This is a genomic window from Levilactobacillus lindianensis (assembly GCF_003946095.1).
GTDB classification, from domain to species: domain Bacteria; phylum Bacillota; class Bacilli; order Lactobacillales; family Lactobacillaceae; genus Levilactobacillus; species Levilactobacillus lindianensis.
Genome location: NZ_RHOD01000011.1, coordinates 70,866 through 93,274, shown reverse-complemented (window position 1 = coordinate 93,274; position 22,409 = coordinate 70,866). Strand labels below are relative to the sequence as shown.

General features: G+C 50.1%; 23 protein-coding genes and 18 tRNA genes. 34 read left to right on the top strand and 7 right to left on the bottom strand.

From position 1 onward, the window contains the following. The first annotated feature begins 88 nt into the window (after positions 1–88). The 18 genes from EKM70_RS06495 to EKM70_RS06410 all read left to right on the top strand — a co-directional run bounded on the left by EKM70_RS06495 (position 89) and on the right by EKM70_RS06410 (position 1,744). A tRNA-Val gene (locus EKM70_RS06495) sits at positions 89–161 on the top strand. A 3-nt stretch (positions 162–164) separates the two neighbouring features. After that, positions 165–237, top strand: a tRNA-Lys gene (locus EKM70_RS06490). Positions 238–283: 46 nt separating this feature from the next. Then, positions 284–356, top strand: a tRNA-Thr gene (locus tag EKM70_RS06485). An 8-nt stretch (positions 357–364) separates the two neighbouring features. Further along, a tRNA-Gly gene (locus tag EKM70_RS06480) sits at positions 365–436 on the top strand. A 38-nt stretch (positions 437–474) separates the two neighbouring features. Then, positions 475–548 (top strand) — tRNA-Arg (locus EKM70_RS06475). A gap of 6 nt (positions 549–554) precedes the next feature. Next, a tRNA-Pro gene (locus tag EKM70_RS06470) sits at positions 555–628 on the top strand. Between the two features lie 29 nt (positions 629–657). Then, positions 658–731 (top strand) — tRNA-Met (locus EKM70_RS06465). Between the two features lie 14 nt (positions 732–745). Continuing rightward, positions 746–819: transfer RNA gene (locus EKM70_RS06460), tRNA-Ile, on the top strand. Positions 820–849: 30 nt separating this feature from the next. Next, positions 850–939: transfer RNA gene (locus EKM70_RS06455), tRNA-Ser, on the top strand. A gap of 10 nt (positions 940–949) precedes the next feature. After that, positions 950–1,023: transfer RNA gene (locus EKM70_RS06450), tRNA-Met, on the top strand. Positions 1,024–1,028: 5 nt separating this feature from the next. Further along, a tRNA-Asp gene (locus tag EKM70_RS06445) sits at positions 1,029–1,102 on the top strand. 50 nt (positions 1,103–1,152) lie between these two features. After that, positions 1,153–1,225 (top strand) — tRNA-Phe (locus EKM70_RS06440). A 21-nt stretch (positions 1,226–1,246) separates the two neighbouring features. Then, positions 1,247–1,317, top strand: a tRNA-Gly gene (locus EKM70_RS06435). Between the two features lie 5 nt (positions 1,318–1,322). Beyond that, positions 1,323–1,397 (top strand) — tRNA-Ile (locus EKM70_RS06430). A 4-nt stretch (positions 1,398–1,401) separates the two neighbouring features. Further along, positions 1,402–1,489: transfer RNA gene (locus EKM70_RS06425), tRNA-Ser, on the top strand. A gap of 9 nt (positions 1,490–1,498) precedes the next feature. Then, positions 1,499–1,571 (top strand) — tRNA-Glu (locus EKM70_RS06420). Between the two features lie 20 nt (positions 1,572–1,591). Continuing rightward, positions 1,592–1,665 (top strand) — tRNA-Met (locus EKM70_RS06415). A gap of 5 nt (positions 1,666–1,670) precedes the next feature. Then, positions 1,671–1,744, top strand: a tRNA-Asp gene (locus EKM70_RS06410). Positions 1,745–2,010: 266 nt separating this feature from the next. Here EKM70_RS06410 and EKM70_RS06400 read toward each other — a convergent pair. Beyond that, positions 2,011–3,231 carry a DUF2075 domain-containing protein gene (locus tag EKM70_RS06400; RefSeq protein WP_225416391.1) on the bottom strand — a complete coding sequence of 407 codons (1,221 nt, stop codon included), beginning with the start codon at positions 3,229–3,231 and terminating at the stop codon, positions 2,011–2,013. A gap of 83 nt (positions 3,232–3,314) precedes the next feature. Then, positions 3,315–3,857, bottom strand: coding sequence for an antibiotic biosynthesis monooxygenase (locus EKM70_RS06395; protein WP_125546305.1), 543 nt, complete (start codon positions 3,855–3,857; stop codon positions 3,315–3,317). A gap of 124 nt (positions 3,858–3,981) precedes the next feature. Here EKM70_RS06395 and EKM70_RS06390 point away from each other — a divergent pair, with 124 nt between their 5' ends. The 6 genes from EKM70_RS06390 (at position 3,982) to EKM70_RS06365 (ending at position 8,962) form a co-directional block, all read left to right on the top strand. Next, positions 3,982–4,722 carry an MBL fold metallo-hydrolase gene (locus EKM70_RS06390; RefSeq protein WP_125546303.1) on the top strand — a complete coding sequence of 247 codons (741 nt, stop codon included), beginning with the start codon at positions 3,982–3,984 and terminating at the stop codon, positions 4,720–4,722. Positions 4,723–4,922: 200 nt separating this feature from the next. Then, entirely contained in the window at positions 4,923–5,339 is a 417-nt protein-coding gene (spxA, locus tag EKM70_RS06385; RefSeq protein WP_125546301.1) for a transcriptional regulator SpxA, read from the top strand. A gap of 137 nt (positions 5,340–5,476) precedes the next feature. Continuing rightward, complete coding sequence (locus EKM70_RS06380; protein WP_125546299.1) at positions 5,477–6,199, top strand: adaptor protein MecA; 723 nt, start codon at positions 5,477–5,479, stop codon at positions 6,197–6,199. Positions 6,200–6,309: 110 nt separating this feature from the next. Next, positions 6,310–7,122: an EAL domain-containing protein gene (locus tag EKM70_RS06375; protein WP_125546297.1), complete on the top strand. Its 813-nt coding sequence runs from the start codon at positions 6,310–6,312 to the stop codon at positions 7,120–7,122. Continuing rightward, entirely contained in the window at positions 7,119–7,628 is a 510-nt protein-coding gene (locus EKM70_RS06370) for a hypothetical protein (protein WP_125546295.1), read from the top strand. Before EKM70_RS06375 ends, EKM70_RS06370 begins: the two co-directional genes overlap by 4 nt. A gap of 11 nt (positions 7,629–7,639) precedes the next feature. Then, positions 7,640–8,962 carry a glycosyltransferase family 2 protein gene (locus EKM70_RS06365; protein ID WP_125546293.1) on the top strand — a complete coding sequence of 441 codons (1,323 nt, stop codon included), beginning with the start codon at positions 7,640–7,642 and terminating at the stop codon, positions 8,960–8,962. Positions 8,963–9,078: 116 nt separating this feature from the next. Here EKM70_RS06365 and EKM70_RS06360 read toward each other — a convergent pair whose 3' ends face one another. Beyond that, positions 9,079–9,645 (bottom strand): tRNA (mnm(5)s(2)U34)-methyltransferase, encoded by a 567-nt coding sequence (locus tag EKM70_RS06360; protein ID WP_125546291.1) that lies wholly within the window; start codon positions 9,643–9,645, stop codon positions 9,079–9,081. Next, positions 9,642–10,283: a phosphatase PAP2 family protein gene (locus EKM70_RS06355; RefSeq protein WP_125546289.1), complete on the bottom strand. Its 642-nt coding sequence runs from the start codon at positions 10,281–10,283 to the stop codon at positions 9,642–9,644. The genes EKM70_RS06360 and EKM70_RS06355 overlap by 4 nt, the downstream gene beginning before the upstream one ends. Positions 10,284–10,684: 401 nt before the next feature. Between EKM70_RS06355 and leuS the strand changes: the two genes are divergently transcribed. Beyond that, the gene (gene leuS, locus EKM70_RS06350) at positions 10,685–13,114 is read left to right on the top strand and encodes a leucine--tRNA ligase (RefSeq protein WP_125546287.1); all 2,430 of its coding nucleotides are present in this window, start codon (positions 10,685–10,687) and stop codon (positions 13,112–13,114) included. A 285-nt stretch (positions 13,115–13,399) separates the two neighbouring features. After that, positions 13,400–14,161: a hypothetical protein gene (locus EKM70_RS06345; protein WP_125546285.1), complete on the top strand. Its 762-nt coding sequence runs from the start codon at positions 13,400–13,402 to the stop codon at positions 14,159–14,161. 58 nt (positions 14,162–14,219) lie between these two features. Here EKM70_RS06345 and EKM70_RS06340 read toward each other — a convergent pair whose 3' ends face one another. Together EKM70_RS06340 and EKM70_RS06335 are read right to left on the bottom strand one after the other, a co-directional pair. Then, on the bottom strand, positions 14,220–14,984 hold the full coding sequence (locus EKM70_RS06340; RefSeq protein ID WP_125546283.1) for a flavodoxin family protein: 765 nt from the start codon (positions 14,982–14,984) through the stop codon (positions 14,220–14,222). A 187-nt stretch (positions 14,985–15,171) separates the two neighbouring features. Beyond that, entirely contained in the window at positions 15,172–15,495 is a 324-nt protein-coding gene (locus tag EKM70_RS06335) for a hypothetical protein (protein WP_125546280.1), read from the bottom strand. Between the two features lie 226 nt (positions 15,496–15,721). On the opposite strand from EKM70_RS06335, the gene EKM70_RS06330 reads away from it, so the two are divergent. The 6 genes from EKM70_RS06330 (at position 15,722) to EKM70_RS11505 (ending at position 19,398) form a co-directional block, all read left to right on the top strand. Continuing rightward, positions 15,722–17,362, top strand: a complete 1,641-nt coding sequence (locus tag EKM70_RS06330) for a putative polysaccharide biosynthesis protein (RefSeq protein ID WP_125546279.1) — start codon at positions 15,722–15,724, stop codon at positions 17,360–17,362. An 11-nt stretch (positions 17,363–17,373) separates the two neighbouring features. Further along, positions 17,374–18,078: a S4 domain-containing protein gene (locus EKM70_RS06325; RefSeq protein ID WP_125546277.1), complete on the top strand. Its 705-nt coding sequence runs from the start codon at positions 17,374–17,376 to the stop codon at positions 18,076–18,078. Between the two features lie 185 nt (positions 18,079–18,263). Next, the gene (locus EKM70_RS06320) at positions 18,264–19,007 is read left to right on the top strand and encodes an SDR family oxidoreductase (RefSeq protein ID WP_125546275.1); all 744 of its coding nucleotides are present in this window, start codon (positions 18,264–18,266) and stop codon (positions 19,005–19,007) included. Between the two features lie 9 nt (positions 19,008–19,016). Further along, positions 19,017–19,115 (top strand): MerR family DNA-binding transcriptional regulator, encoded by a 99-nt coding sequence (locus EKM70_RS11595; RefSeq protein WP_263853595.1) that lies wholly within the window; start codon positions 19,017–19,019, stop codon positions 19,113–19,115. Further along, positions 19,105–19,218, top strand: coding sequence for a MerR family transcriptional regulator (locus EKM70_RS11590; RefSeq protein WP_318531967.1), 114 nt, complete (start codon positions 19,105–19,107; stop codon positions 19,216–19,218). Before EKM70_RS11595 ends, EKM70_RS11590 begins: the two co-directional genes overlap by 11 nt. A gap of 6 nt (positions 19,219–19,224) precedes the next feature. Beyond that, entirely contained in the window at positions 19,225–19,398 is a 174-nt protein-coding gene (locus EKM70_RS11505) for a MerR family transcriptional regulator (protein ID WP_225416390.1), read from the top strand. 51 nt (positions 19,399–19,449) lie between these two features. Here the strand turns inward: EKM70_RS11505 and EKM70_RS06310 are convergent, their stop codons facing one another. Then, entirely contained in the window at positions 19,450–20,277 is an 828-nt protein-coding gene (locus tag EKM70_RS06310) for an NAD(P)H-hydrate dehydratase (protein ID WP_125546273.1), read from the bottom strand. 145 nt (positions 20,278–20,422) lie between these two features. Between EKM70_RS06310 and pepV the strand changes: the two genes are divergently transcribed. After that, the gene (pepV, locus tag EKM70_RS06305) at positions 20,423–21,823 is read left to right on the top strand and encodes a dipeptidase PepV (RefSeq protein ID WP_125546271.1); all 1,401 of its coding nucleotides are present in this window, start codon (positions 20,423–20,425) and stop codon (positions 21,821–21,823) included. A gap of 32 nt (positions 21,824–21,855) precedes the next feature. Then, positions 21,856–22,344 carry a universal stress protein gene (locus tag EKM70_RS06300; protein ID WP_125546269.1) on the top strand — a complete coding sequence of 163 codons (489 nt, stop codon included), beginning with the start codon at positions 21,856–21,858 and terminating at the stop codon, positions 22,342–22,344. The last annotated feature ends 65 nt before the right edge of the window (positions 22,345–22,409 follow it).

The window sequence follows — 22,409 nt, the reverse complement described above, 5'->3', positions numbered from 1 at the left end:
CATGCCGAACACGGAAGTTAAGCTTCAGCACGCTGATAGTAGTTGGGGGATCGCCCCCTGCGAGGATAGGACGTTGCTACGCGAATTTGGAGGATTAGCTCAGTTGGGAGAGCGTCTGCCTTACAAGCAGAGGGTCACAGGTTCGAGCCCTGTATCCTCCATTTGAGCCGTTAGCTCAGTTGGTAGAGCATCTGACTTTTAATCAGAGGGTCGACAGTTCGAGCCTGTCACGGCTCATTCGTCTTCGGACGATGAGAAATTAGATATTCATGATACTGACTATGCCGACTTAGCTCAGTTGGTAGAGCACCTGTCTTGTAAACAGGGGGTCGGAAGTTCGAATCTTCTAGTCGGCATTAATTTTGCGGAAGTAGTTCAGTGGTAGAACATCACCTTGCCATGGTGGGGGTCGCGGGTTCGAATCCCGTCTTCCGCTTAATACCGTCGAGGTATTAAGTTATTGAAACAGTTTTTGCACCCATAGCGCAATTGGATAGAGTGTCTGACTACGAATCAGAAGGTTGTAGGTTCGACTCCTACTGGGTGCATTTTAACGGGAAGTAGCTCAGCTTGGTAGAGCACCTGGTTTGGGACCAGGGGGTCGCAGGTTCGAATCCTGTCTTCCCGATTAAATAATAAATATTTTATTTAACATTTCGCGGTGTAGCTCAGCTGGCTAGAGCGTTCGGTTCATACCCGAGAGGTCGAGGGTTCGATCCCCCCCGCCGCGATTTGGACTTGGACTGGACCTTTAGCTCAGTTGGTTAGAGCAAACGGCTCATAACCGTTCGGTCGTAGGTTCGAGTCCTACAAGGTCCATCACCAGTTGGATCATTGTATAAGTTTTATGGAGGATTACCCAAGTCTGGCTGAAGGGAACGGTCTTGAAAACCGTCAGGTGGGTCAAACCACGCGAGAGTTCGAATCTCTCATCCTCCTTTATTATTATCGCGGGATGGAGCAGTCTGGTAGCTCGTCGGGCTCATAACCCGAAGGTCGCAGGTTCAAACCCTGCTCCCGCAATTTTTGGTCCGTTGGTCTAGTTGGTTAGGACGCCTCCCTGTCACGGAGGAGATCACGAGTTCGAGTCTCGTACGGACCGTTGTTATACTCGTCAGCAGAGTGTAACAACCGTAATGCTAAATGGCAAATGGCTCGGTAGCTCAGTCGGTAGAGCAATGGATTGAAGCTCCATGTGTCGGCGGTTCGATTCCGTCCCGCGCCATTAAGGTAAAGCTCAATATATGCGGGTGTAGTTTAGTGGTAAAACCACAGCCTTCCAAGCTGTTGTCGCGAGTTCGATTCTCGTCACCCGCTTATATGGGCCTATAGCTCAGCTGGTTTAGAGCGCACGCCTGATAAGCGTGAGGTCGATGGTTCGAGTCCATTTAGGCCCATTATGGAGAAGTACTCAAGTGGCTGAAGAGGTGCCCCTGCTAAGGGTATAGGTCGCGGAAGCGGCGCGAGAGTTCGAATCTCTCCTTCTCCGTTTAGTTATGACCCGTTGGTCAAGTGGTTTAAGACACTGCCCTTTCACGGCAGTAACATGGGTTCGAATCCCGTACGGGTCATTGTTACAACTTAATATTATCGCGGGATGGAGCAGTCTGGTAGCTCGTCGGGCTCATAACCCGAAGGTCGCAGGTTCAAACCCTGCTCCCGCAATCATTGGTTCGTTGGTCTAGTTGGTTAGGACGCCTCCCTGTCACGGAGGAGATCACGAGTTCGAGTCTCGTACGGACCGTCAGAGCAAGTCTTCCTTAGGGGAGGCTTTTTTGATGTCACGAGAGATTGACAAAAAGACACCGTCGTTGACAATGGCTGATATAGTCATTGGTAACGACGGTGTCTTTCTATGCCTAAACTTTGAGGGCTTTTAAAGCTGTAGTCATCGAATAAATCGATCCGATTACCGGGAAGACCTAACTCAAGGCAGTGATTAAGGTGGTTTTTCCACCGGCTGTCACGCCACTAATGACAATGACTTTAGCAGTCATCAGTTAAGACCGCCTAGTTGCTTAGACTTTGCATTAAGAACGAACGCAGCCGTTGATCGTGGGCAAAGAGATATAAGCCTTTGACCCCGCGTTTCATGAGGACGTTCACGGTATTTAAGATGAGTTGCCGTTTGGCTGCCAGAACTTCTTGGGGATCGGTCAGATCATCACGATGCTTAAAGGTTTCCACATCTGTGTTGCGGTCTAGATTGACTATTAGATGGTTGTCAGCATCTAGGCTGACGGTCGGTCCAATGATGAGGCCAACGTAATTCAAATCAAACCCCTGACAGGTATAGATGGATCCGACTTCATCAATAGTCTCGGGCAGTTCTGCCCAAGGGGTGCTGGTGTAATTGTACTGATCCCACGGCAGGTGGAAGCGACCTTCTGTGATGTAGTGTTTACCGCCATCTAACGTGGAGGGATAGCCTGACGTCGCGACAATGCGTGAGAGACCTACCGCCTGATTCTTTTTAACGATGGACTGGCGCATGTCCTCGGCATCGTCAAAGACCCGCAAGTCGTAGTGGTCACCGGCTGTTGTAGGCAATGGCCGAACTCGAGCGTGAGTAAAGTCGTTGATCCAGTGGACCAGCTCGTCACTGGCCTGCATGCGAAATTGATGGGTCAGACGGTAACTCTCATGCGGAAAGGGAGCCAACAGATGCTGTAGACGTGTCTCGGTCCAATAGCTCTTAAACCGGAGTACCTGTGTCTCATCAAAGACCAAGATGATTACCTTGGCATGGGCCAACAGTGACTGCAAATGGTTGTGACCATAAAAGTTATTGTAGTGGTCGGCCTGTGACAGGAGTAGGTGGGCTTCATCAATGATGAGAACGTCTGGGTGAACCTTGCCTTGTTCCGCCCGATTGATGAGTGAGGTGGGTCGCTGAAAGTCTTTCTTAAAGAGGTGCGGGCGGTCGCCAGCAATCTGCCGATAGACCTTTAGAATTTCCGGGTGGTTGACCAGAAAGTAGTTCTCTGTGTGGGCGAAGATACTGTCCGGGTCCGTACGTGATGCCGTCTGTAAGCGATCAAATAGGTGTGACAGAATGACACTTTTCCCGGTTCCCGCATCACCGAAGACAGTAAAAACAGCTGGCTTCGCCCCGTTCAGGTGAGCACCGGTAAAGTCCAAAATTTTCTGAACCAGACCAGCCTGCTCCGTGGTTAAGGGCACCGTGGGGGCGATCTTGGTCACCGCTGCATTAGAGGTTACTTGAGTCAAAAAATGTCGCCGGCTTTCCATAAAAAGATATAAAGCTATTGTAACGCGAATTTACGGTAAAAGAAAAGACCCATCAAAGGGTCTCAGGGTGTGACTGGAGGCTGCTCATCATCAGGGTCATCGGGGGATTCTTCTTCTTCGGATGGCGCGATCCGATAGGTAGCCGCGTGAGAACTCACGGCGCGTTGAGTGAACTGGGCGATGGCGTGGAAACGATAAGAATGTCGCCAGAGGGCATAGGCGAGGCTGTCATCCCAGATGGTGAGCACCACGTACTCGCCAGCGACACGGTCCTTTTGCAAGACCAGGATGGTCTGCATGCTTACAGGTAGTGCCTCACGGACCAAGCGGTCGAGATGGTCCTCAAAGATTTTGGCATCGTCAGGGTCGAAAGTGAAGTAGAGAAAATGGTAGAATCCGTGCCAGTCCGTTTCACCGTGACTGAATAAGACCCGGTAACTCAGTCGGCTGAAGAAGATGGTTGGCTGATCGGAAACGTCGACGAGTTGTAAACTAGTGGGGTCGGTGGTGTCTGCCAACAAGACGAAGGGGCGATCCGGATGTTTAGTAACAAGTTGTTCAAGTAGATAACGACTGCCGAAGGTGACAGCAAGTTGAGTTAACATCGTGTAAGCCTCCTTTAGGGACCTTTAGGCCTATTATAGGTGATCCCAGAGCAAAGCGAAACGTTTACACTTGTCAGTCAACGCGCTAAACTGAAGCTGGGTTACACAATGAGAGGATGATTGGATGAAGTTAACGGTTTTAGGGTGTTACGGAGGGTATCCATACAACGGTGTGGGGACCAGTAGCTATCTCATCACAAGCGGTGATTACCACCTGCTATTGGATTGTGGAAGTGGCGCTTTGATTGCCTTGCAGAAGGTCCTAAGTCCCTTACAGCTCAACGCGGTCCTGCTGACGCACTACCATCACGACCACACGGCCGATGTGGGCGTTCTGCAATACGAGTGGCAACTGGGTACCGATCCGAAGGCAGAACCAATCCTACCAATTTACGGACATACGGCCGATCCCTTGAACTTCGGTGGTCTGACTTGGCCACAAGCCACTGAAGGGCGCGCTTATGATCCCCAGCAGACCTTGAAGCTGGGGCCATTGGACATCGAGTTTCTACCGACACATCATCCAGTGCCGGCCTATGCCCCACGGATTACCGAACGGGCTACTGGGCAAACGTTGGTGTTCACCGCAGATACGGCCTACTTCGACGGTCTAATTGACTGGGCCAAGGATGCGGATGTCTTGCTGGCGGATACTAACTTCTACGCGGATCACCAAGGCCCAGCATGGCATCTCACGTCAACTCAGTCCGGGCATTTAGCTCAGGCGGCTCACGTGAAGCAGCTATTATTGACGCACTTGCCACAGACCGGAGATTGGTCTCAGTTGACGACCGAAGCCCAGCAGGCTGCGGGACAAGACTTCCCGGTGGCGACGGTCGTCGTTGGGAAAACATACGAGATCTAATCGTAAGCATTCGTTAAATATTAATTGCTTAGTTGACAATTGCAGACCAATTGCTTGATACTGGTCATCATCACTATAGCTAATAAACAATCCGATAGGTATTGTTTATTAATTATTTACTCAGATCCTCTTCCAATTTCCCCAGAAACCGGTATAATGTATTTATAAAATCATTCATACCAAGTGAGGGGGAAACGATCATGACAGTCACGCTCTATACAACACCAAGTTGCACGTCCTGCCGTAAGGCACGCCTGTGGTTCGAAAATCATGGGATTGCGTATCGGGAACAGAATATTTTTGCTGAACCTTTGACGGTCGCGGATGTTAAAAATATTTTGCGGCTGACAGAGGATGGGACCGAGGAGATCGTTTCCAAACGGTCACGGGTCTACCAGGAGTTAAACATCGATCTGGATGATCTGCCGTTACGGGAGCTTTATGATCTGATCTGCCAGAACCCAGGGATTCTACGACGGCCGATCATGATCGACGACAAACGCCTTCAGGTTGGTTATAACGAAGAAGAAATTCGGCGGTTTTTACCCCGACAAGTCCGGGAACTAGAACTTCAACGGGCCCAACGGCTGGTAAATGAAACGAATAAGGTTAATTAGTTGCATCTAACCAGATTTGTGAGAAAATAAGTCTTGCAGTCTGGTTTTTTTGTTATCATTACTTTACAAGTAAAATAAAATGGCTAGAATGAGTATCAAGGACGATCCCCAAACCCACGAGAAAGGGGTGTTATTCAATGGAAATGGAACGTATTAACGAAAACACGATCCGCGTCGTCATTGGTAACGATGACCTCAGCAAACGCGGCATTACGGTCTTGGACCTTCTGGGCAACCATAAGCAGATCGAAGGCTTCTTCTACAGCATTCTGGAAGAAGTCGATGTCGACCATCAATTCCAAGATAACGATGCTGTGACCTTCCAAGTTTTACCAAATCGGAACGGTCTCGAGCTCTTTATTAGTAAGAATGTTGATGAAGACAGTGCCACTGACACGAATGTGACCGATGCAAGTGTTGATGGGCAGCACCCCGATCAGGTGTCGGATCAGTTGAAAGCCCACCTCCTAGAAAAGGATAGTCAGAAGGACTTCTTCTCTAATTTTAAGTCTGCCACCGGCAACACGAACGATATCGAGGATTATTTAGATGATGATGGACAACCGACCACGACTCGGGTTGTACGGTTACCAACATTTGAAGATATGATTAGTTTGGCGCGGGTTCTCCACTTGGAGAATGCGGCGTCCAACCTCTATCGTTACAAGAATGCTTACTATTTAGAATTGATTTTCTTCGTCAATGAATCTTCACGTGAATCAATCAAGGATGAACTGGCCGTTGCCTATGAATATGGGGACAGCACTAAGGTTGCACCGGATGTTTTGGCCGAACATGGCCAGCTAATTATGGAACATTCCGCGTTAGAACTGACACGGTATCATTTTTTGAGTGATTAGTCGAATGAAAGACATCAGGACGCCGGTGGTTGAACGACCGCGGCGTCCTTTTTCTATGATTAAGGCTGTACATGGTCTAGGCCCGTGGGTATCGACTTGAAAGGATAAAAATGACCTTAGAACAATTAGAAAGGGTGTTGCTAACCCTGACGGCAGTGATGGCAGTGGTGGTGGTTTTAACCATCGTGATTTATTACTGGTACTCGCGTAAGAATAGCAACAATTACCTGGAAAATGATGAATTCGAGTTACGCTATTTTATTCAAAAACAGGTGGATTATCGGGGGAAAGTGACCGGCTATGAGTGTCTGTTGCGCCAACACAACGCAGATGGATCCTGGACACTGCCTAAGCAATTGGATTCCTTGCCTTTACAGCGCGTGATCTTTTTACTGGAAGATACCTTCAAGGCACTGCCGGAGGATCCCATCACGTTGTCGATTAATTTAGAGTACGATCAAATTGTCAGCCCCGATTTTCACTACTTCGTCCGCTGGGCAATCTCAAAGATTACACCAATGAAGCTGTCCGTGGAGTATACGCCGAATCGCAACAAGCATCGATTGAATCGCCGGCTTTTTCGGCGCCGGATTCGCGAAGCTCGGCGTTATGGCATGACTTTTGGGATCGATAACGTTGGGTCTTCACTGAGTAACCTGAAAACTATTGAGTGGATTTTACCTGAAGTGGATTCCTTGAAATGTTCTATGCGGAGTTTTCGTAAAGAGGATCCCAACGAATGGTTGGACCTCAACTTGCAGTTCTGGAACCGCTTGGCCCAGCGTAATCATATCGAGTTGATTCTCATGGGTATCGAGAATGAACAGGATCAACAGCTAGCCGAACAATTACAGATTCGAACACGCCAAGGTTATCTCTTTGGCCGACCGAGTAATCCGCAGGAAGGAAGTGGGACAGAATGAAGGATAAGTCAGTAGCTCGTCAACAGCTATACACGGACGATTATTTTGAGAAGGGCCACTGGGGCCTAAAGATTTGGCAGACGGTCGTTGTTCTTTTTGGCTGGGTTTGTGTGGCAGTCCCCATCATTTTGACGGTGTTGTCTTTTTGGGCCTCCTACGATCCGCGGGTGATTCACTTATGGTCGTACAACGAAGGCATCTTTGAAATTAAATTTATTGGTATTTTGCTCCTGTTTGCCTTCGTAACGGTCTCCTTATTTGCGGTAGGGATGACCATTATTCAGAACCGGAAACGTGATCGCGTTGTCGAGCAGTGGCCCACCTTTAACCCTATCGACCAACGGAAACGTGAAGATATCCTGGGAGATTTTATGACCCAGCGGTTCGGTGATCAGGAATTTCGGGAGAATGTCCGAGATTATCAGGTGAAGCCGGAACAGAACTTAGATACCGATCAGATTCACCAGTTGTATCAGCAACGTGATCTTAATGACTTGGACAAATAGGAGCGACGGGCATGTTTGATTTCTTTATCGACAGTATTCTAAAAGCCACGCTGGGGAAGACAATCCTCAACGTTCTTTTACTGATCCTTTGCCTATACCCGGTGGTTGGTTCATTCTTTTGGTTCGCCGGTGCTTTGTCCTATCGTTTCTTGAAGACCCATAAGCGAGACGATGATTGGGAAGTGATCCCAGTCGACAAGCAACCGCTGATTACTATCATGATCCCGGCTCACAATGAGGAGGTCATGATTGAAGAAACCATTACCTATCTATTTGACCAGTTAAATTACACGAACTTTGAAGTGTTGGTGATGAATGACGGCTCAACGGATAAGACGGCGGCAATCATTCATCGCCTCCAGGAGACTTATCCGCGGTTGCGAACCGTGGAGATCTTGAAAAACAAAGGGAAGGCCCACGCCTTTAACATCGGCATGTACTTTGCCAAAGGGGAATATATTCTCAGTAACGATGCGGACACCATCCCTGAACCCGATGCTCTCATGAAATACATGAATTTCTTTCGGCGGGAGCGCGACATGAATACGTCGGCTGTCACGGCGAATATGGACGTTCAGAATCGAACGACGCTATTGGGAAAGTCGCAGACTGTGGAATTCACCAGCATTGTCGGCGTGATTAAGCGAAGCCAAACAGCCGTCAACGACTCGATGTATGCCTATAGTGGCGCGAATACGATGTATAAGAAGGATTTCCTGATCGATGTTGGTGGGTTCCGTCAGAACCGGGCGACCGAAGATATCAGTATCGCCTGGGATCACCAGATGATTGGGGCGGTACCGCGCTTTGCGCCTAACATTATCTTTCATATGAATGTTCCTGAAACCATCAAGGATCTCTACCATCAGCGTAAACGCTGGGCTCAAGGGGGGACGGAGGTCTGGCTAACCAACATCTGGAAGTTCCTACGTCACCCGGTTGAACATCGGTATCAGTGGTCGATGTTTCTGGACTCAACGTTGTCGATTATCTGGTCCTTCTTCTTTACGATCACGTCGGCAGGGTTTATTGGGTTGATGTTGTACTTCCTCTTCACGGGAGATTTTGAACGGGTGATGCATGGGATCCTGATTTCTTTTGTCTTCGTGACGTTTGAAATGTTTGCCGGGTTCATGCAACTCCTAGCGGCACTGCTGCTGGACCATCACGGAGCCAAGATGAAATACCTTTTCTTCGCCCCCCTGTACATGTTGTTCTATTGGATGGTCAATCCCGTCACGGTGGTCATGACCTTCGTACCGGCCCTCAAGACAATTCTAGGTTTTGGATCCGGGACCTGGGTCAGCCCCAAGCGTCAATCAATGAAAAAATAAAACGTGCGACCAAAGACGGAGGCAATAGTCCTTGGCTGCACGCTTTAGCTATATAAATTTAAAGATATCAAAGGCCCGGAAATTTCTCCCGGGCCTTTATTGTAGGTTCCAATTTGTTAACGACGTTCAATTGCCAGTAAAAATGGGGGATGGTGAATTTGGTTGATAAAACCATACTGAAGGACTTGGTAAGTCTTCTGCGGCAGAGCCTGGCAGAAGTCAACCACGGCGTTGCGTTCATCCATGCCCCCTGGATGGCCGGAATAAACGACTAAGATAATCCGGCCCCCGCGGCGGAGATGTTGTAACAAGCTTTTCACTGCCGTTAAGGTCGTTGCGGCTTGGGTCACAACGGTTTTGTCGCCACCAGGTAAGTAGCCGAGATTGAAGATGGCTCCGGCAATCTGAGTGGTGTCATCAAGGTAGTCGCCCACATGTTCGTGGCCGGTGGCGTGCAGGTCAACCTGTGCACTGAGGCCAGTCAGGGTGAGTTGCGTTTGGGTAGCGGTCAGTGCGGCAGTCTGGACGTCAAAGCCAATGACGTGGCCGGTGGGGCCAACCTGATTGGCCAGAAATAAGGTGTCGTGCCCGTTACCAACGGTGGCATCAACCACGGTGTCTCCGGGTCCAACACATTCACCCAGCAGGGTATGACTATAAGTTAAGGCATTTGGTAGGTTCATGCTGAAGGGGCTTCCTTTCTAAAGAGCAACCACTGAGTGAGCGTGAGTAACACGAATCCCAATGACCAGCCGGCAGCCACGTCGCTAGGGTAATGAACGCCGACGTAGATGCGAGACAGGCCAATGAGTACAATCCAACAGCTGAAGATGAGACTCAGACTGAGGGCCCACTTGCGGTGCTCGTGGTGTTGCCAAGCAATCATGACGATTAGCGACCCCCAGAGGAGCATGGCCGTGATCGAGTGGCCACTGGGAAAGCTATACGAGCTGGCCGCAACCAGTCGATCGACAGTCGGTCGTGGGCGTTGGACGAGGTGTTTGATGAGACTGTTGCCAAGGCCGGCCCAGACGAGAACATTCCAGCCTAGAAAGAGCGCACCCTTGGCATGCCGGGTAATCACGAGGACCAACACTAAGATTAAGGTGATGGCGGTCACGGGTTGGGGGTCACCAGAGTGGGTGATGGTCACGATAGTCTGGGTAAGCATCGGCGGCAAGGGGTGACGAATCCAGCCAATGATGAGGCGATCGAAGCCATGCACCCAGGTTTGCTGGAGACTCACCCCCAATAACAGGATGCAAAATATAATGGCGGCTCCTAAAGTGGCCCACCAACGGGTCTTAGATACTGGTGCCATAACGACGCCTCCTCAAGGTTTCTTTATAAATTTTAGTATAGCACAGCTACGGCCAGCGGTTGGTCGTCACCAAGCGTATTGGGGTTGCTTTTCCGGGGGTGGTTTGCTAAGATTAAACCAATTTGATTAATCTAAGACTGTGACGAGAAGTAGTAGATGGTTTGGGTATGTAGAAAGCGGATGGTTGCTGAAAATCCGTTACCCGGACAACCGAACTTATCTCCGAGTCCTTTCTGCCGCAAGGTGGGCGTTTGGCGACGTTATCAGCCGGAATGAGCCTCGAAACAGTTGCGAGGAAATGTAGGTGGTACCGCGCTAAAACGCCCTGCAGGAGCCCATTTTGGGCTACTGAGGGCTTTTTTTGTGGGAGAACGACGATTTAGAGAAAGGGAGCGACAATTTTGGCTTACAAACACCAAATTATTGAACGTAAGTGGCAACACTTCTGGCGGGTCAACGAAACTTTCAAGACCTCAGACAATCAGAACAAACCGAAGTACTATGTGATGGATATGTTCCCATATCCTTCAGGGCAAGGACTTCATGTGGGGCATCCCGAGGGATACACCGCAACAGATATCATGGCACGGTTGAAGCGCATGCAGGGCTTCAATGTCCTTCACCCGATGGGATGGGATGCTTTTGGTTTACCCGCCGAACAGTATGCCTTGAAGACGGGGCACAACCCTAAGGACTTCACCGCTCACAACATTAAGAATTTCAAACGTCAGATTCGTTCATTGGGCTTCTCCTATGACTGGAGTCGTGAAATTAACACGACCGACGAATCCTACTACAAGTGGACGCAATGGATCTTCGAACAACTCTACAAGAAGGGCTTAGCCTACGAAGATAAGATCATGGTCAACTGGGCGCCCGACTTCATGGGTGGGACCGTTGTGGCCAACGAAGAAGTTGTCGATGGTAAGACAGAGCGGGGCGGTTATCCCGTTTACCGCGTGCCAATGCGCCAATGGGTGCTACGGATCACCGCTTACGCCGATCGGTTGATCGATGACCTGGATGACCTTGACTGGCCAGACAGCATTAAGGAAATGCAACGGAACTGGATCGGTCGTTCTGAAGGTGCCAGCGTCTTCTTCCCAGTCGATGGGCAAGAAGACACCAAGGTCGAGGTCTACACGACCCGTCCCGACACGTTATTTGGGGCAACCTATATGGTCTTAGCACCAGAACATGCCTTGGTCGACCAGATTACGACGCCGGAACAAGCCGACGCCGTAAAGGCTTACAAGGCAGCTATCGAAAGCAAGTCGGACCTCGAACGGACGGACTTGAATAAGGATAAGACCGGGGTCTTCACCGGTGCTTACGGCATCAACCCACTGAGTGGTAAGAAGTTGCCAATCTGGATTGGCGATTACGTACTGGCATCCTACGGGACTGGGGCCATCATGGCCGTACCAGCCCACGACGAACGGGACAACGACTTCGCTAAGAAGTTTAAGTTGCCAATCGTCCAGGTTATTGCCGGTGACGACGATACCGATGTCCAAGAAGCCGCTTATACCGGGGATGGGGAACATATCAACTCCGATTTCATGAATGGTATGGACAAAGCAACCGCTATCAAGGCAGCCATTGACTGGCTGGAAGAACATGATGCTGGGCACAAGCAAGTTAACTTCCGCTTGCGTGACTGGATCTTCTCCCGTCAACGTTACTGGGGTGAACCAATTCCTGTTATTCACTGGGAAGATGGCGAAACGACTCTGGTTCCCGAAGATGAATTACCGCTGAAGTTGCCAGCTGCTAAGCAACTTGAACCATCTGGTACCGGGGAAAGCCCATTGGCTAATCTCGATGACTGGGTTAACGTGGTGGACAAGAACGGTCGTAAGGGGAAGCGTGAAACGAACACCATGCCACAATGGGCTGGGAGTTCCTGGTACTTCTTACGCTACATCGATCCACACAATGACAAGATGATTGCCGATCCCGAGAAGTTGAAGTACTGGATGCCAGTGGACCTCTACATCGGGGGCTCCGAACATGCCGTGCTACATCTGTTGTACGCTCGGTTCTGGCACAAGTTCCTCTATGACCTAGGCGTCGTGCCTACCAAGGAACCTTTCCAGAAGTTAGTTAACCAGGGGATGATCCTGGGGACTAACCATGAAAAGATGTCTAAGTCTAAGGGGAACGTTATCAATCCCGATGAAATTGTCGAAGAACACGGGGCAGATACCCTGCGGCTTTACGAAATGTTTATGGGGCCTTTGGAAGCGGCTAAGCCTTGGAGTACGGAAGGGATCAACGGTTCACGTCGTTGGCTCGACCGGGTTTGGCGTTTATTGATCGATGACAACAACCATCTGCGTGATCGGGTGACGATGATTAACGATGGCTCGTTGGATAAGATCTACAACCAGACCGTTAAGACGGTGACGGAAGACCTGGAAGGCTTACGGTTCAACGTGGCCATTTCACAATTGATGGTCTTCGTTAACGAGGCCTACAAGGCCGACAGTCTCCCATTGATTTACATGGAAGGCTTCGTTAAGATGATTTCACCAATCGTGCCACATATTGCCGAAGAGTTGTGGTCCCTCATGGGTCATGATGACACCATTACCTACACCAAGTGGCCAACGTACGATGCTAAGCAATTGGTTGAAGACGTGGTCGAAATGGTTGTTCAGGTTAATGGGAAGGTCCGCGCTCACTTGAAGGTGGCTAAAGACGCCGACAAGCAAGGTATTGAAGACGCAGCTCTGGCCGACGAGACAGTCAAGCTCCACACGGATGGCAAGACGATCCGTAAGGTGATTGTCATTCCAGGCAAGTTGATCAACATTGTTGCCAACTAAATTTTAAAAATTGAATCAGATCGAGGGCCTGGGACAGAAGTCTCAGGCCCTCGTTGTGCTCCGAATGTCTATAGTCGAAACGTGTGACAAAGGGCTGACAACGCCCTTTAACCTCGATAGACAAAACAGGCTAAGCTCGGGATTGTTCGCCTATCGCCGTTAAGTCTCATGGACGAACCACCTTTTGTCACGCGTTCTTTTTATGGTTGCCTTATCAACCAATCTTTCACTGGTTCGGGTGTTGTTTAGATATGGTATACTCAGCGAAAATGGGGAGGGAAGACCATGCTGAAGCGATTATGGGGATTGGTTAGGTTGGAATGGCAGGTAACGTGGGCGAAGAAAATGATTTTCGTTTACACGCTAGGTGTTCCGTTGGCCTATTTACTAGTCGCCACCTTCAGTCGCTACGGTCATCCACTTGGAAATTACAGTTTGACCAACCAACTCTTTGGCTACTGGGCCTACATGATTTTGGTAGGTGTGATGAGTGGCTTTCAGTTCAGTCTAATGGGAATCTGGGCGTCGGGGGCCGTGAATGCCGAAGCACTCACGCCACGTGAAACCTATCGCGTGCTCTTAAGCAATCTAGTGCTGCAAACCGTGATTATTCAGATAGAAATCCTCATCTTTGATGGGATACTAGGGATTTTGATGCCGATCTCGGGTAGCCTCCAACATATGATGGTTGTGGCGTGGGGACTGAATTTTCTATTAATCCCAATCATTGCTGGTTTTACGACGATTTTCCTGCTCCTGCCAGTGCGAGGGGCCGTGACGAGTCTGATTGCCACGGCCTACATCGGGGTAGGCTTGCTGGGGGTCAATGCCGAGTTGTTTGGGCAGTCGGCGCTCGCCACAATTGTCATGACGGTTGTTGATCCCTGTGCTTACATGGTGCGCTTTTACCTTTCCTGGTTAAATATTGGGGATCAACGTAGTTCGCTCAATGGCCTGCTACTAGGAAGTGTCGCCCTGGGCTACCTGGCGGTGAGTGTTTTCGTTAGTCGGCATCTGCCGCGAGGGTCGCAGGCAAAAATTGGTTAATAAAAGACCGAATCTACTGATCCGGTCTTTTGTATTAGGATTAAATTGAGGGAACTGCTCACCGACGACGATGACGAACGAAGGTGAAGAAGTGTAAGATGCTTGCTAGTAAAACGTAGAAAATCACGACGAAGGTGGCATAGGTCAACCAGAACTTACCGGTCGCAAAGACGCCAAACCACCAAGCTTGCAAGCCCATGGTAATTAAAGCCATGAGCGCAATCATGAAGAAGAGCTGTATGTAACGTTTCAAGGTATTATCATCCTTTCGTGGGCGGTTGGCGATCTTGGCCCCTAGGCGACGACACTCGGCGAGTTTATTGGCACGTGGCCCATGAGTGCCCCAGGTCCCGGTACCCACGAATTCGCCAACCTTGATGATTCCGGCGCCGGACATGACACGATCGATAGTTACGAAGGTCTGGTCCGTGATACCGGTAAAGAAGTTCTCAGTTGAACTGATGAAGCAGGTCGTCATGCTGAGGTAGTGCTTGTCCTTGTATTTGCCAGGCAGGGTGTCGCCGGCCGAAGTCATGCGGACCAATCGGAAACGCATGCAGTCAAAGAACTGTTTCATGACACCCGATAGGCCACCCCAATACGTGGGTGCACAGATGATCCAAAAGTCACTGGCTGCCATTTTAGCTTCGATCTCATCCAAAGCCGGACAGCGTTTTTCCTTGGTGTCTGGGTAAATATCGTAGTCTCTGAGAAAGACCGTCTCGACCGTCGCCGTACTGGGCAGAGCCGATGTCACTGCGTGAAGATACTGGGCAGTGATGCCATCTGAGAGATGACTTCCTAATAAGGCTAAATAACGCAAATCTATCGCCTCGCTTAAAGATTAAGATTCAATCTGTTTTAGGGGATAATATGTAGGTGCTAGGCCATCCGATCCCTAAAGGACGGTCCTGGACGAATCAACACTCGTCATATTCAGTATACCGCAAGCTTATTTAATTCCAAAAAATAACCCCTCACTGCCCAGGAAGGCTGGTGAGGGGACAAACTTACTGTAAGAGTTCAGTTAAAATTGCGAAGAATCGTTGGCGAACCAGTTCGTCTTCGCCGGCTTTGGAGAATTGATAATCGAGTAAGTGGCGGTCAAATTCGTGGAAGAAAACGTCAGCCATGGTTTGATAATCACTGTCATTGGTTTGGTCAATCCGCTTGAAACTACGCCATGTGGAATAGATCAACTGGGCATCCGAAACCTTTGCCAGTTCTGGGAAGTGTTCCCGAATACTTTTGGTCATCCGTACGACTTGCCGTGCTCTTTCCGGGGACATCTGCATCTTTGAGGTCGCGGTTGCATCAGCTGTTGCCTGCGTCATATTGCCATTCCTCCTTGAATAATCTTGTTTCTTGACTACCTCCAGCATACCACTGTTCGTGATATTCGGTAAATTATCTGCGGTGTGATGGAAGCGGTTTCGTGGAAAAACTTTAAAGAAACCTGATAAATGTAGGTAAAAAGCTATGGTATAATGTTTGTTTGATTAGCTCGACAGTTATCGAGCTCGGAACCGTTGAATTTACAAATTGAAAGTAGGGTGTCAAATGTCGGCAAGGGATAACACGGAGAGTCAAACCGCCAGCGCGCAAGACCAAATGGTCGCGGGATCGGCGTGGATGACCGCGGGAAGTATCTTTTCAAGAATTCTCGGGGCAGTATACATTATTCCGTGGAACATCTGGTTCGGTGCCTTCTATCTTCAAGGTAACGCACTATATGGTAAGGGTTACAACATCTATAGTTTCTTCCTGATTGCGGCGATCGCGGGGGTTCCTTCGGCGATTGCTAAGCAGGTGGCCCACTACAATGCCCTCAATGAGTATGGTGTCAGTGTGCGGCTCTATAAACGAGGGCTAGAAATTGCCATTGCGACCGGGATTGCGATTGCCGCTTTGATGTATTTTGGGGCACCGTTATTTACGGGGGGCGATGAGCATCTGATTCCGGTCCTACATTCCTTATCTTGGGCGATCTTGATTATCCCCACGATGAGTCTGACGCGAGGCTACTTCCAAGGATTCCAACAGATGGCGCCATCCGCAATTTCCCAATTTGTGGAACAGCTGATTCGGGTCATCTACATGCTTCTGACGGCGTTTATCATCATGCGGGTGATGAAGGGCAACTGGGTCACGGCCGTGTCACAGTCGACTTTTGCGGCTGCGGTCGGTGCCTTAGGTGGTCTGCTGATCTTGGGTGTGTACTACTTACGTCGACGGAGTGAATTCCAGGACTTGGTCGCCAATAGTAATAATGAATTGGTCGTCCCAGCTTCGCAGCTGTACCGCGAAATCATTGCGCAGGCCGTCCCATTCGTTGTTTTGGGAGCCGGCATTACGATCTTCCAATTGATTGACCAATATACCTTTGCACCCATCATGCATATGGCGGGGAACTATTCGGCAGAGCACTTGAATGACCTCTTCGCGCTCTTCGGGGTTAACGCAAACAAGTTGATTATGATTACCATTTCACTGGCCTCAGCCTTGGCGGTGACCGTCGTCCCATTGTTATCGGAAGCCTATACGCGAGGCAATAAACGTGAGATCTCGGGTCAATTGACCAATGCCTTTCTGATGTTTGAATTCGTCATGCTACCCAGTGCCTTGGGGATGGCGGCCATCTCACGTCCATTGAACATCATCTTTTATGGACCAACGGAGGAAAAATTAGCGTCGTCTATCCTGGCCTTTTCATCCTACCTGTCAATCCTACTGGGGTTGTACACGGTGGTAGCGGCTCTGATGCAAGGAATCTCACAAAACAAACGTGCGGTCCGCTACTTTGCTGTGGGAACGATAGTGAAATTCGTCGTTCAATGGCCGCTGGTCTATTTCTTAGGCGCTTTCGGCCCCTTGGTGGCTACCGGGATCGGGCTGTTTGTAACCTGTTACCTGATTATCCATTCACTCGATGTGCAATTTGGAATCAACTACGCTCAGATTGCCAAACGAACCAATGGAATTCTGGTGGCGGCCTTGGGAACCTTTGCCTTGGCCCGCACGATCACGTTGGTTGGGGGACTCATGGGGAGCGAAAGCCGTACCGTTAATTTCCTAATTACGATCGTCGCCGCACTTGTCGGTGGTTACTTCTATGTTTACATGGTCTTGAAGAGTCGACTAGCAGATGATATCCTGGGATCACGAGTTGCCGGGCTACGGCGCCGGCTGCACATTCACTAGGAGGCAATACGATGAGGATTGACCAATACCTAACGGATTTCCATCAGGGCACGCGGCGTCAAGTCTTTCGGCTGCTGCGTCAAGGACGGGTCACCGTCAATCAAACGGCGATTGATTCACCACTGACGTCGGTCACGGATCAAGACGACGTGCGAGTTGATGGTCGCCCGGTCACGGGACGGCAACCGAGCTATCTGGTCTTCAATAAGCCAGTCGGCGTCCAGTTAAATTTGGATGCGACGGCTCCCCACAGTTTGGGTGGTTTATTGAATGCTTTGGATCGCGAGCAGGCTTTAAAAGTCTTTTCTGATCTGCCTAAGGAAGCCGCTGGCCTAGTGATCGTCAGTGATGATGACCAATTTCTAAAGGACGTAGCCAGCCAGGATTGGCAGAGTACGTTGCGGATTCAACTGACCGGCTGTGTGGCAGAATTGCCAAGGCTGGATAATGACCTGACGTTCGAGCAAGTGGACCTGATGCCGGACAAGATTCATCAAGTTACGACCGTCTTGGCTCGAACGCGTGATCTTGCGGTTGGCATTCCCACCTTGGCTAGCCTTCAGGGAGCCGATGGACCGGTCAGTCGCGTAGCTTTTGGGCCGCTACGGTTACCGGTTGACCTCTCGGTATCTTCCTATCGCGGCTTGTATCCTGACGAGATTGATGCGCTCACCGGACCATTGGTTGATGAGGATGAGCTACTAAAAAACGATTAGAACTTCTAAAATTTAAATGTTTTAAAAGGTAGGCAACACTTGGAATTTATGCCAGTGGGGCCTACCTTTTTTGGCTAATCTTTAAACACAAATTTTTTGAAAAATAAGATCTCTTTTTACTTGCCTTTGAGTCGACTCCAAGGTTTATCCTGTGATCATTAAGTTTCGAAAGGGAGTTTTTAACAATGATTAAGGATAAAGTCGTTTTAATTACAGGGGCCTCTTCAGGCATCGGGGCCGCAACGGCAAAGTTGTTGGCCAGCAAGGGGGCTAAGCTAGTCTTAGGCGCCCGTCGAGAAGATAGACTCCGAGCCTTGACGCAAGAGATTGCGGCGGCAGGTGGCACGGCAGCCTACCAGACCATTGACGTGACCGACGCAGCTGCCAATCAACGAATCGTGCAATTTGCCAAGGATACCTTTGGGCATCTCGATGTGATCTTTCTAAATGCCGGTCTAATGCCTAATTCACCACTTTCTGAGTTGAAGATGGATGAATGGAATCGTATGGTGGATGTCAATATTAAGGGTGTGCTCAATGGGATTGCTGCCGTCTTACCAACTTTCAAGGCCCAAAAGTCCGGGCACGTCATTACGACCTCTTCCGTTGCCGACCTTAAGGCCTACCCCGGTGGTGCCGTGTATGGGGCAACTAAGTGGGCAGTCCGTGACTTGATGGAGGTTCTGCGAATGGAGTCCGCTCAGGAGAACAGCCATATTCGGACGGCCACGATCTATCCCGCAGCCATTAAGACGGAACTATTGGCAACGACGACCGACACGGCAACTCTCAAGGGGGCTCAGGATTTGTATGATGACTACCAAATCAGTCCCGACCGGGTGGCAAGTGTGATTGCCTTTGCCATCGATCAACCGGCCGACACCAACGTCAGTGAGTTTACGGTAGGCCCAACTGACCAACCATGGTAAACTTGGGGCATGATGAAAATTGAAGAGGTTGCTGAAAAATTTGATATTCCCGCTGACACCCTGCGTTATTGGGAGCGGGAGGGGGGCCATTCCGTCAGTGACGCGTAATGTGGCGGGTTATCGGGATTATGATAAGGAGGATCTCGATTGGATTTCCTTTGTCAAGTGCATGCGAGAGGCCGGCGTTAGTATTGAATATCTGATCGAATAGCTCACGTTGTTTAAACAGGGCGATGTGACGCTTCAGGCGCGTAAGGATCTGTTGCACGAACAGCTGGCAACGATTGTTCAGCGCCTCGATGAGATTCAACACACGTACGATCTCATCAAGGATAAGGCGGACCACTACGAGGCCCACGTTGAGGGATATCACGGTAAATTAGCAAAGTAACGTAAAAAAACAGTGATGATCGCTGATATTCGGCGGTCATCACTGCTTTTTTTATTGCGCTTCGTGTGCTTTCATAAATCGGGGAATGTCGGTAATAATCTGATGGGGTAAAACGACGTATTGGGTCGCAGCTAAGTCTTCAGCAATGGCACTGTGACTGTAAACGGCAGCGAGAACGGCATCGGTGGGGTTACTGAACTGCGCTAGGAAGCCCCCGACCATGCCAGCAAGGGTGTCGCCCATCCCCCCAGTTGCTTGGGCCGGCGTTCCCAGGGGATTCTCATAGACCCCGGTTGGCGTGTAGATCTGCGTGCGATGGGACTTGACCACCACCGTGGCTTTCAGATCAGCCACGGCCGCCTGGTTGTTTGTGACCGTTTGATCGGCGATGGCTAAGCCACTTAACCGTTGCCATTCCATTTGGTGCGGGGTCATCACTAACCGGGCCTCGGGCAAGGTGAGGTGATGGCTGGCAATCAGGGTGATGGCTGAACCATCGATCACGACCGTTTGCTCGGCGTGAATGGCACTAAAAGTCGCATTTAAGGCCATTAGACTGGATTCATCGGTCCCAAGGCCGGGTCCGACCACAACGACGTCAGCGGTGCTTACCAGGTCTCTGAGCTGATGGCCGTTGCTGAGGTCGGCAAACATGGCCTCGGGTAACCGGGCATGCAGACTCGACTGATTGCTGGCATCGGTGACCGTGGTGACGAGGCCGGCACCGGAGTAGACGGCTGCGGCACTGGCCATGATGATCGCGCCACCAAAGTTAGAATTTCCCCCGACAAGAGTGACACGGCCATAGGTGCCTTTATGGCTCTCCGCTGGTCGCTGACGAATAGTGCGGGTTAAAATGCTTTGCGATAACGTTTCCATGTGAAAGCCTCCTGACAGATGTTCTCGCTTTCAGTATAGCATTTTACTAAGGGAAAACGGCTTACAATTGGCGGTGGGTATGCTAGAATTGACGGTAAGTAAAGTTGGACGATGAGGTCCGAATAAATTATAGGGAGGTCCAATCATGGCAATTGATTGGCAACAATTATCTGCAAAGTACCGCGACGCCTACATTGCCGACTTAACCACATTAGTCGGTATTGACAGTGCCCGCGATGATTCTAAAGCGACTGAAGACTATCCGTTAGGCCCCGGCCCAGCTAAGGCGTTAAACGCCTTCTTAGGCTTGGCCCAACGTGATGGCTTTGAGGTTAAGAATCTCGACAACCTCGTCGGGTACGTAGAATACGGTGAAGGTGACGACACCTTGGCGATCTTAGGACATGCTGATGCCATGCCTGCCGGTAAAGGTTGGCACACTGATCCCTTCACGCTGACGGCCAAGGATGGTAATTTGTATGGCCGGGGAACCTCTGATGATAAGGGCCCTTCATTAGCTGCTTATTATGGGTTGAAGATGTTAAAGGACGAGGGCATCATGCCTAAGATCAAGATTCGCTTTATCATCGGAACCGATGAAGAGAGCGACTGGACGGGGATGAACCATTACCTCGACCTTGAGCCAGCGCCAACGTTGGGCTTCTCACCTGATGCTGAGTTCCCACTAATCAATGGGGAAAAAGGGAATGTGACCTTCGAGAACCATTTTGAAGGTAGCAATTCTGGTGATTTCACCTTGACTGAATTCGATGCCGGCCTCAGAGAAAATATGGTGCCACGGGATGCCGAGGCAACCGTTGAAACCGCCGACAATGAACAAATGGTCACAGACTTCACGGCCTTCCTCGATGAAGCACCAGTGACCGGGGATGTTAACGTCGATGGTTCCGGGATTCACTTCCATGTGATCGGAAAAGCCGCCCACGGTATGGAACCGAAGAATGGGATCAACGCCGGGACTTACCTCGCGACCTTCTTAACCAGCTATGCTTTTGGTGGGGACGCTGCGGACTTCCTGAGCCTGTTGGCTAACGAACTTCATGACGATTCACGTGCTAATAAGTTAGGCCTCGCCTTCACGGATAAAGTGATGGGTGACCTGACCATGAACGTGGGGATCATGCAGTTTACTGCCGGCAAGGGTGGTTTAATCAACACCAACTTCCGTTACCCAACCGGGACCGGTGCCGCTCAGATCTTAGCGGGCTTACAACAAGCCACGGCAACCATGAACGTGACTGTTGAACAAGGTAAAGAAATGGTGCCGCACTATGTGGACCCAGAAGATCCCATTGTGAAGACCTTGATGAACGTTTATCGCGAGCAGACCGGTGACAACGACGCGCAACCAGAAGTCGTTGGTGGGGGAACTTATGGCCGGTTGATGAAGCGTGGGGTGGCCTTTGGGGCCCTCTTCCCCGGCACGCAAGACACGATGCACCAGGCCGATGAATTTCAACCAGAAGCTGATTTGTTGAAGGCGATGGCCATTTACGGCCAAGCCATCTACGAATTAACGAAGTAGGATGTCCAGCGGCCCACAAAGGAGTGGTACAGATGACCAAACGTTATGAGCGAATTCTCGTGGGGGTCGACGGTTCTCGTCAATCCAAGCGCACGGTGGAGAAAGCCATCGCAGTTGCAAAACGAAATGATGCTGAATTAATCATCGTCACCATTATGAGTGGGGGCGACTATGTTGGCATTGGCCAGAATACCCAAGTCGGTTTTGGGTACGTTGACCAAGAAGTCATGGACGAAGCGCGTCAGCAGTGGGAACAAACAGTTGATGCGTATCGGCAAAAGGCCCAGAACGCCGGGGTCAAGCAGGTTGTGACGTCGGTCTTTTACGGCCACGCCAAGGTTGACCTAGCTAAGACATTGCCTCAGGAATACCAAGCTGATCTAATCATGCTTGGGGCAACCGGGGCCAATGTGGTGGAACGCATGTTGATGGGTTCCACGGCAAGTTACGTGGTGGCTAACGCCAGCTGTGACGTCCTGATTGTCCGGACTGATATGCAGAACCACGCGAAAGCCAAATAAAAGAAATAAAAAGGAGGCTCAGGATCATTATGATCCTGAGCCTCCTTAGGTTAGTTGCAAATGAC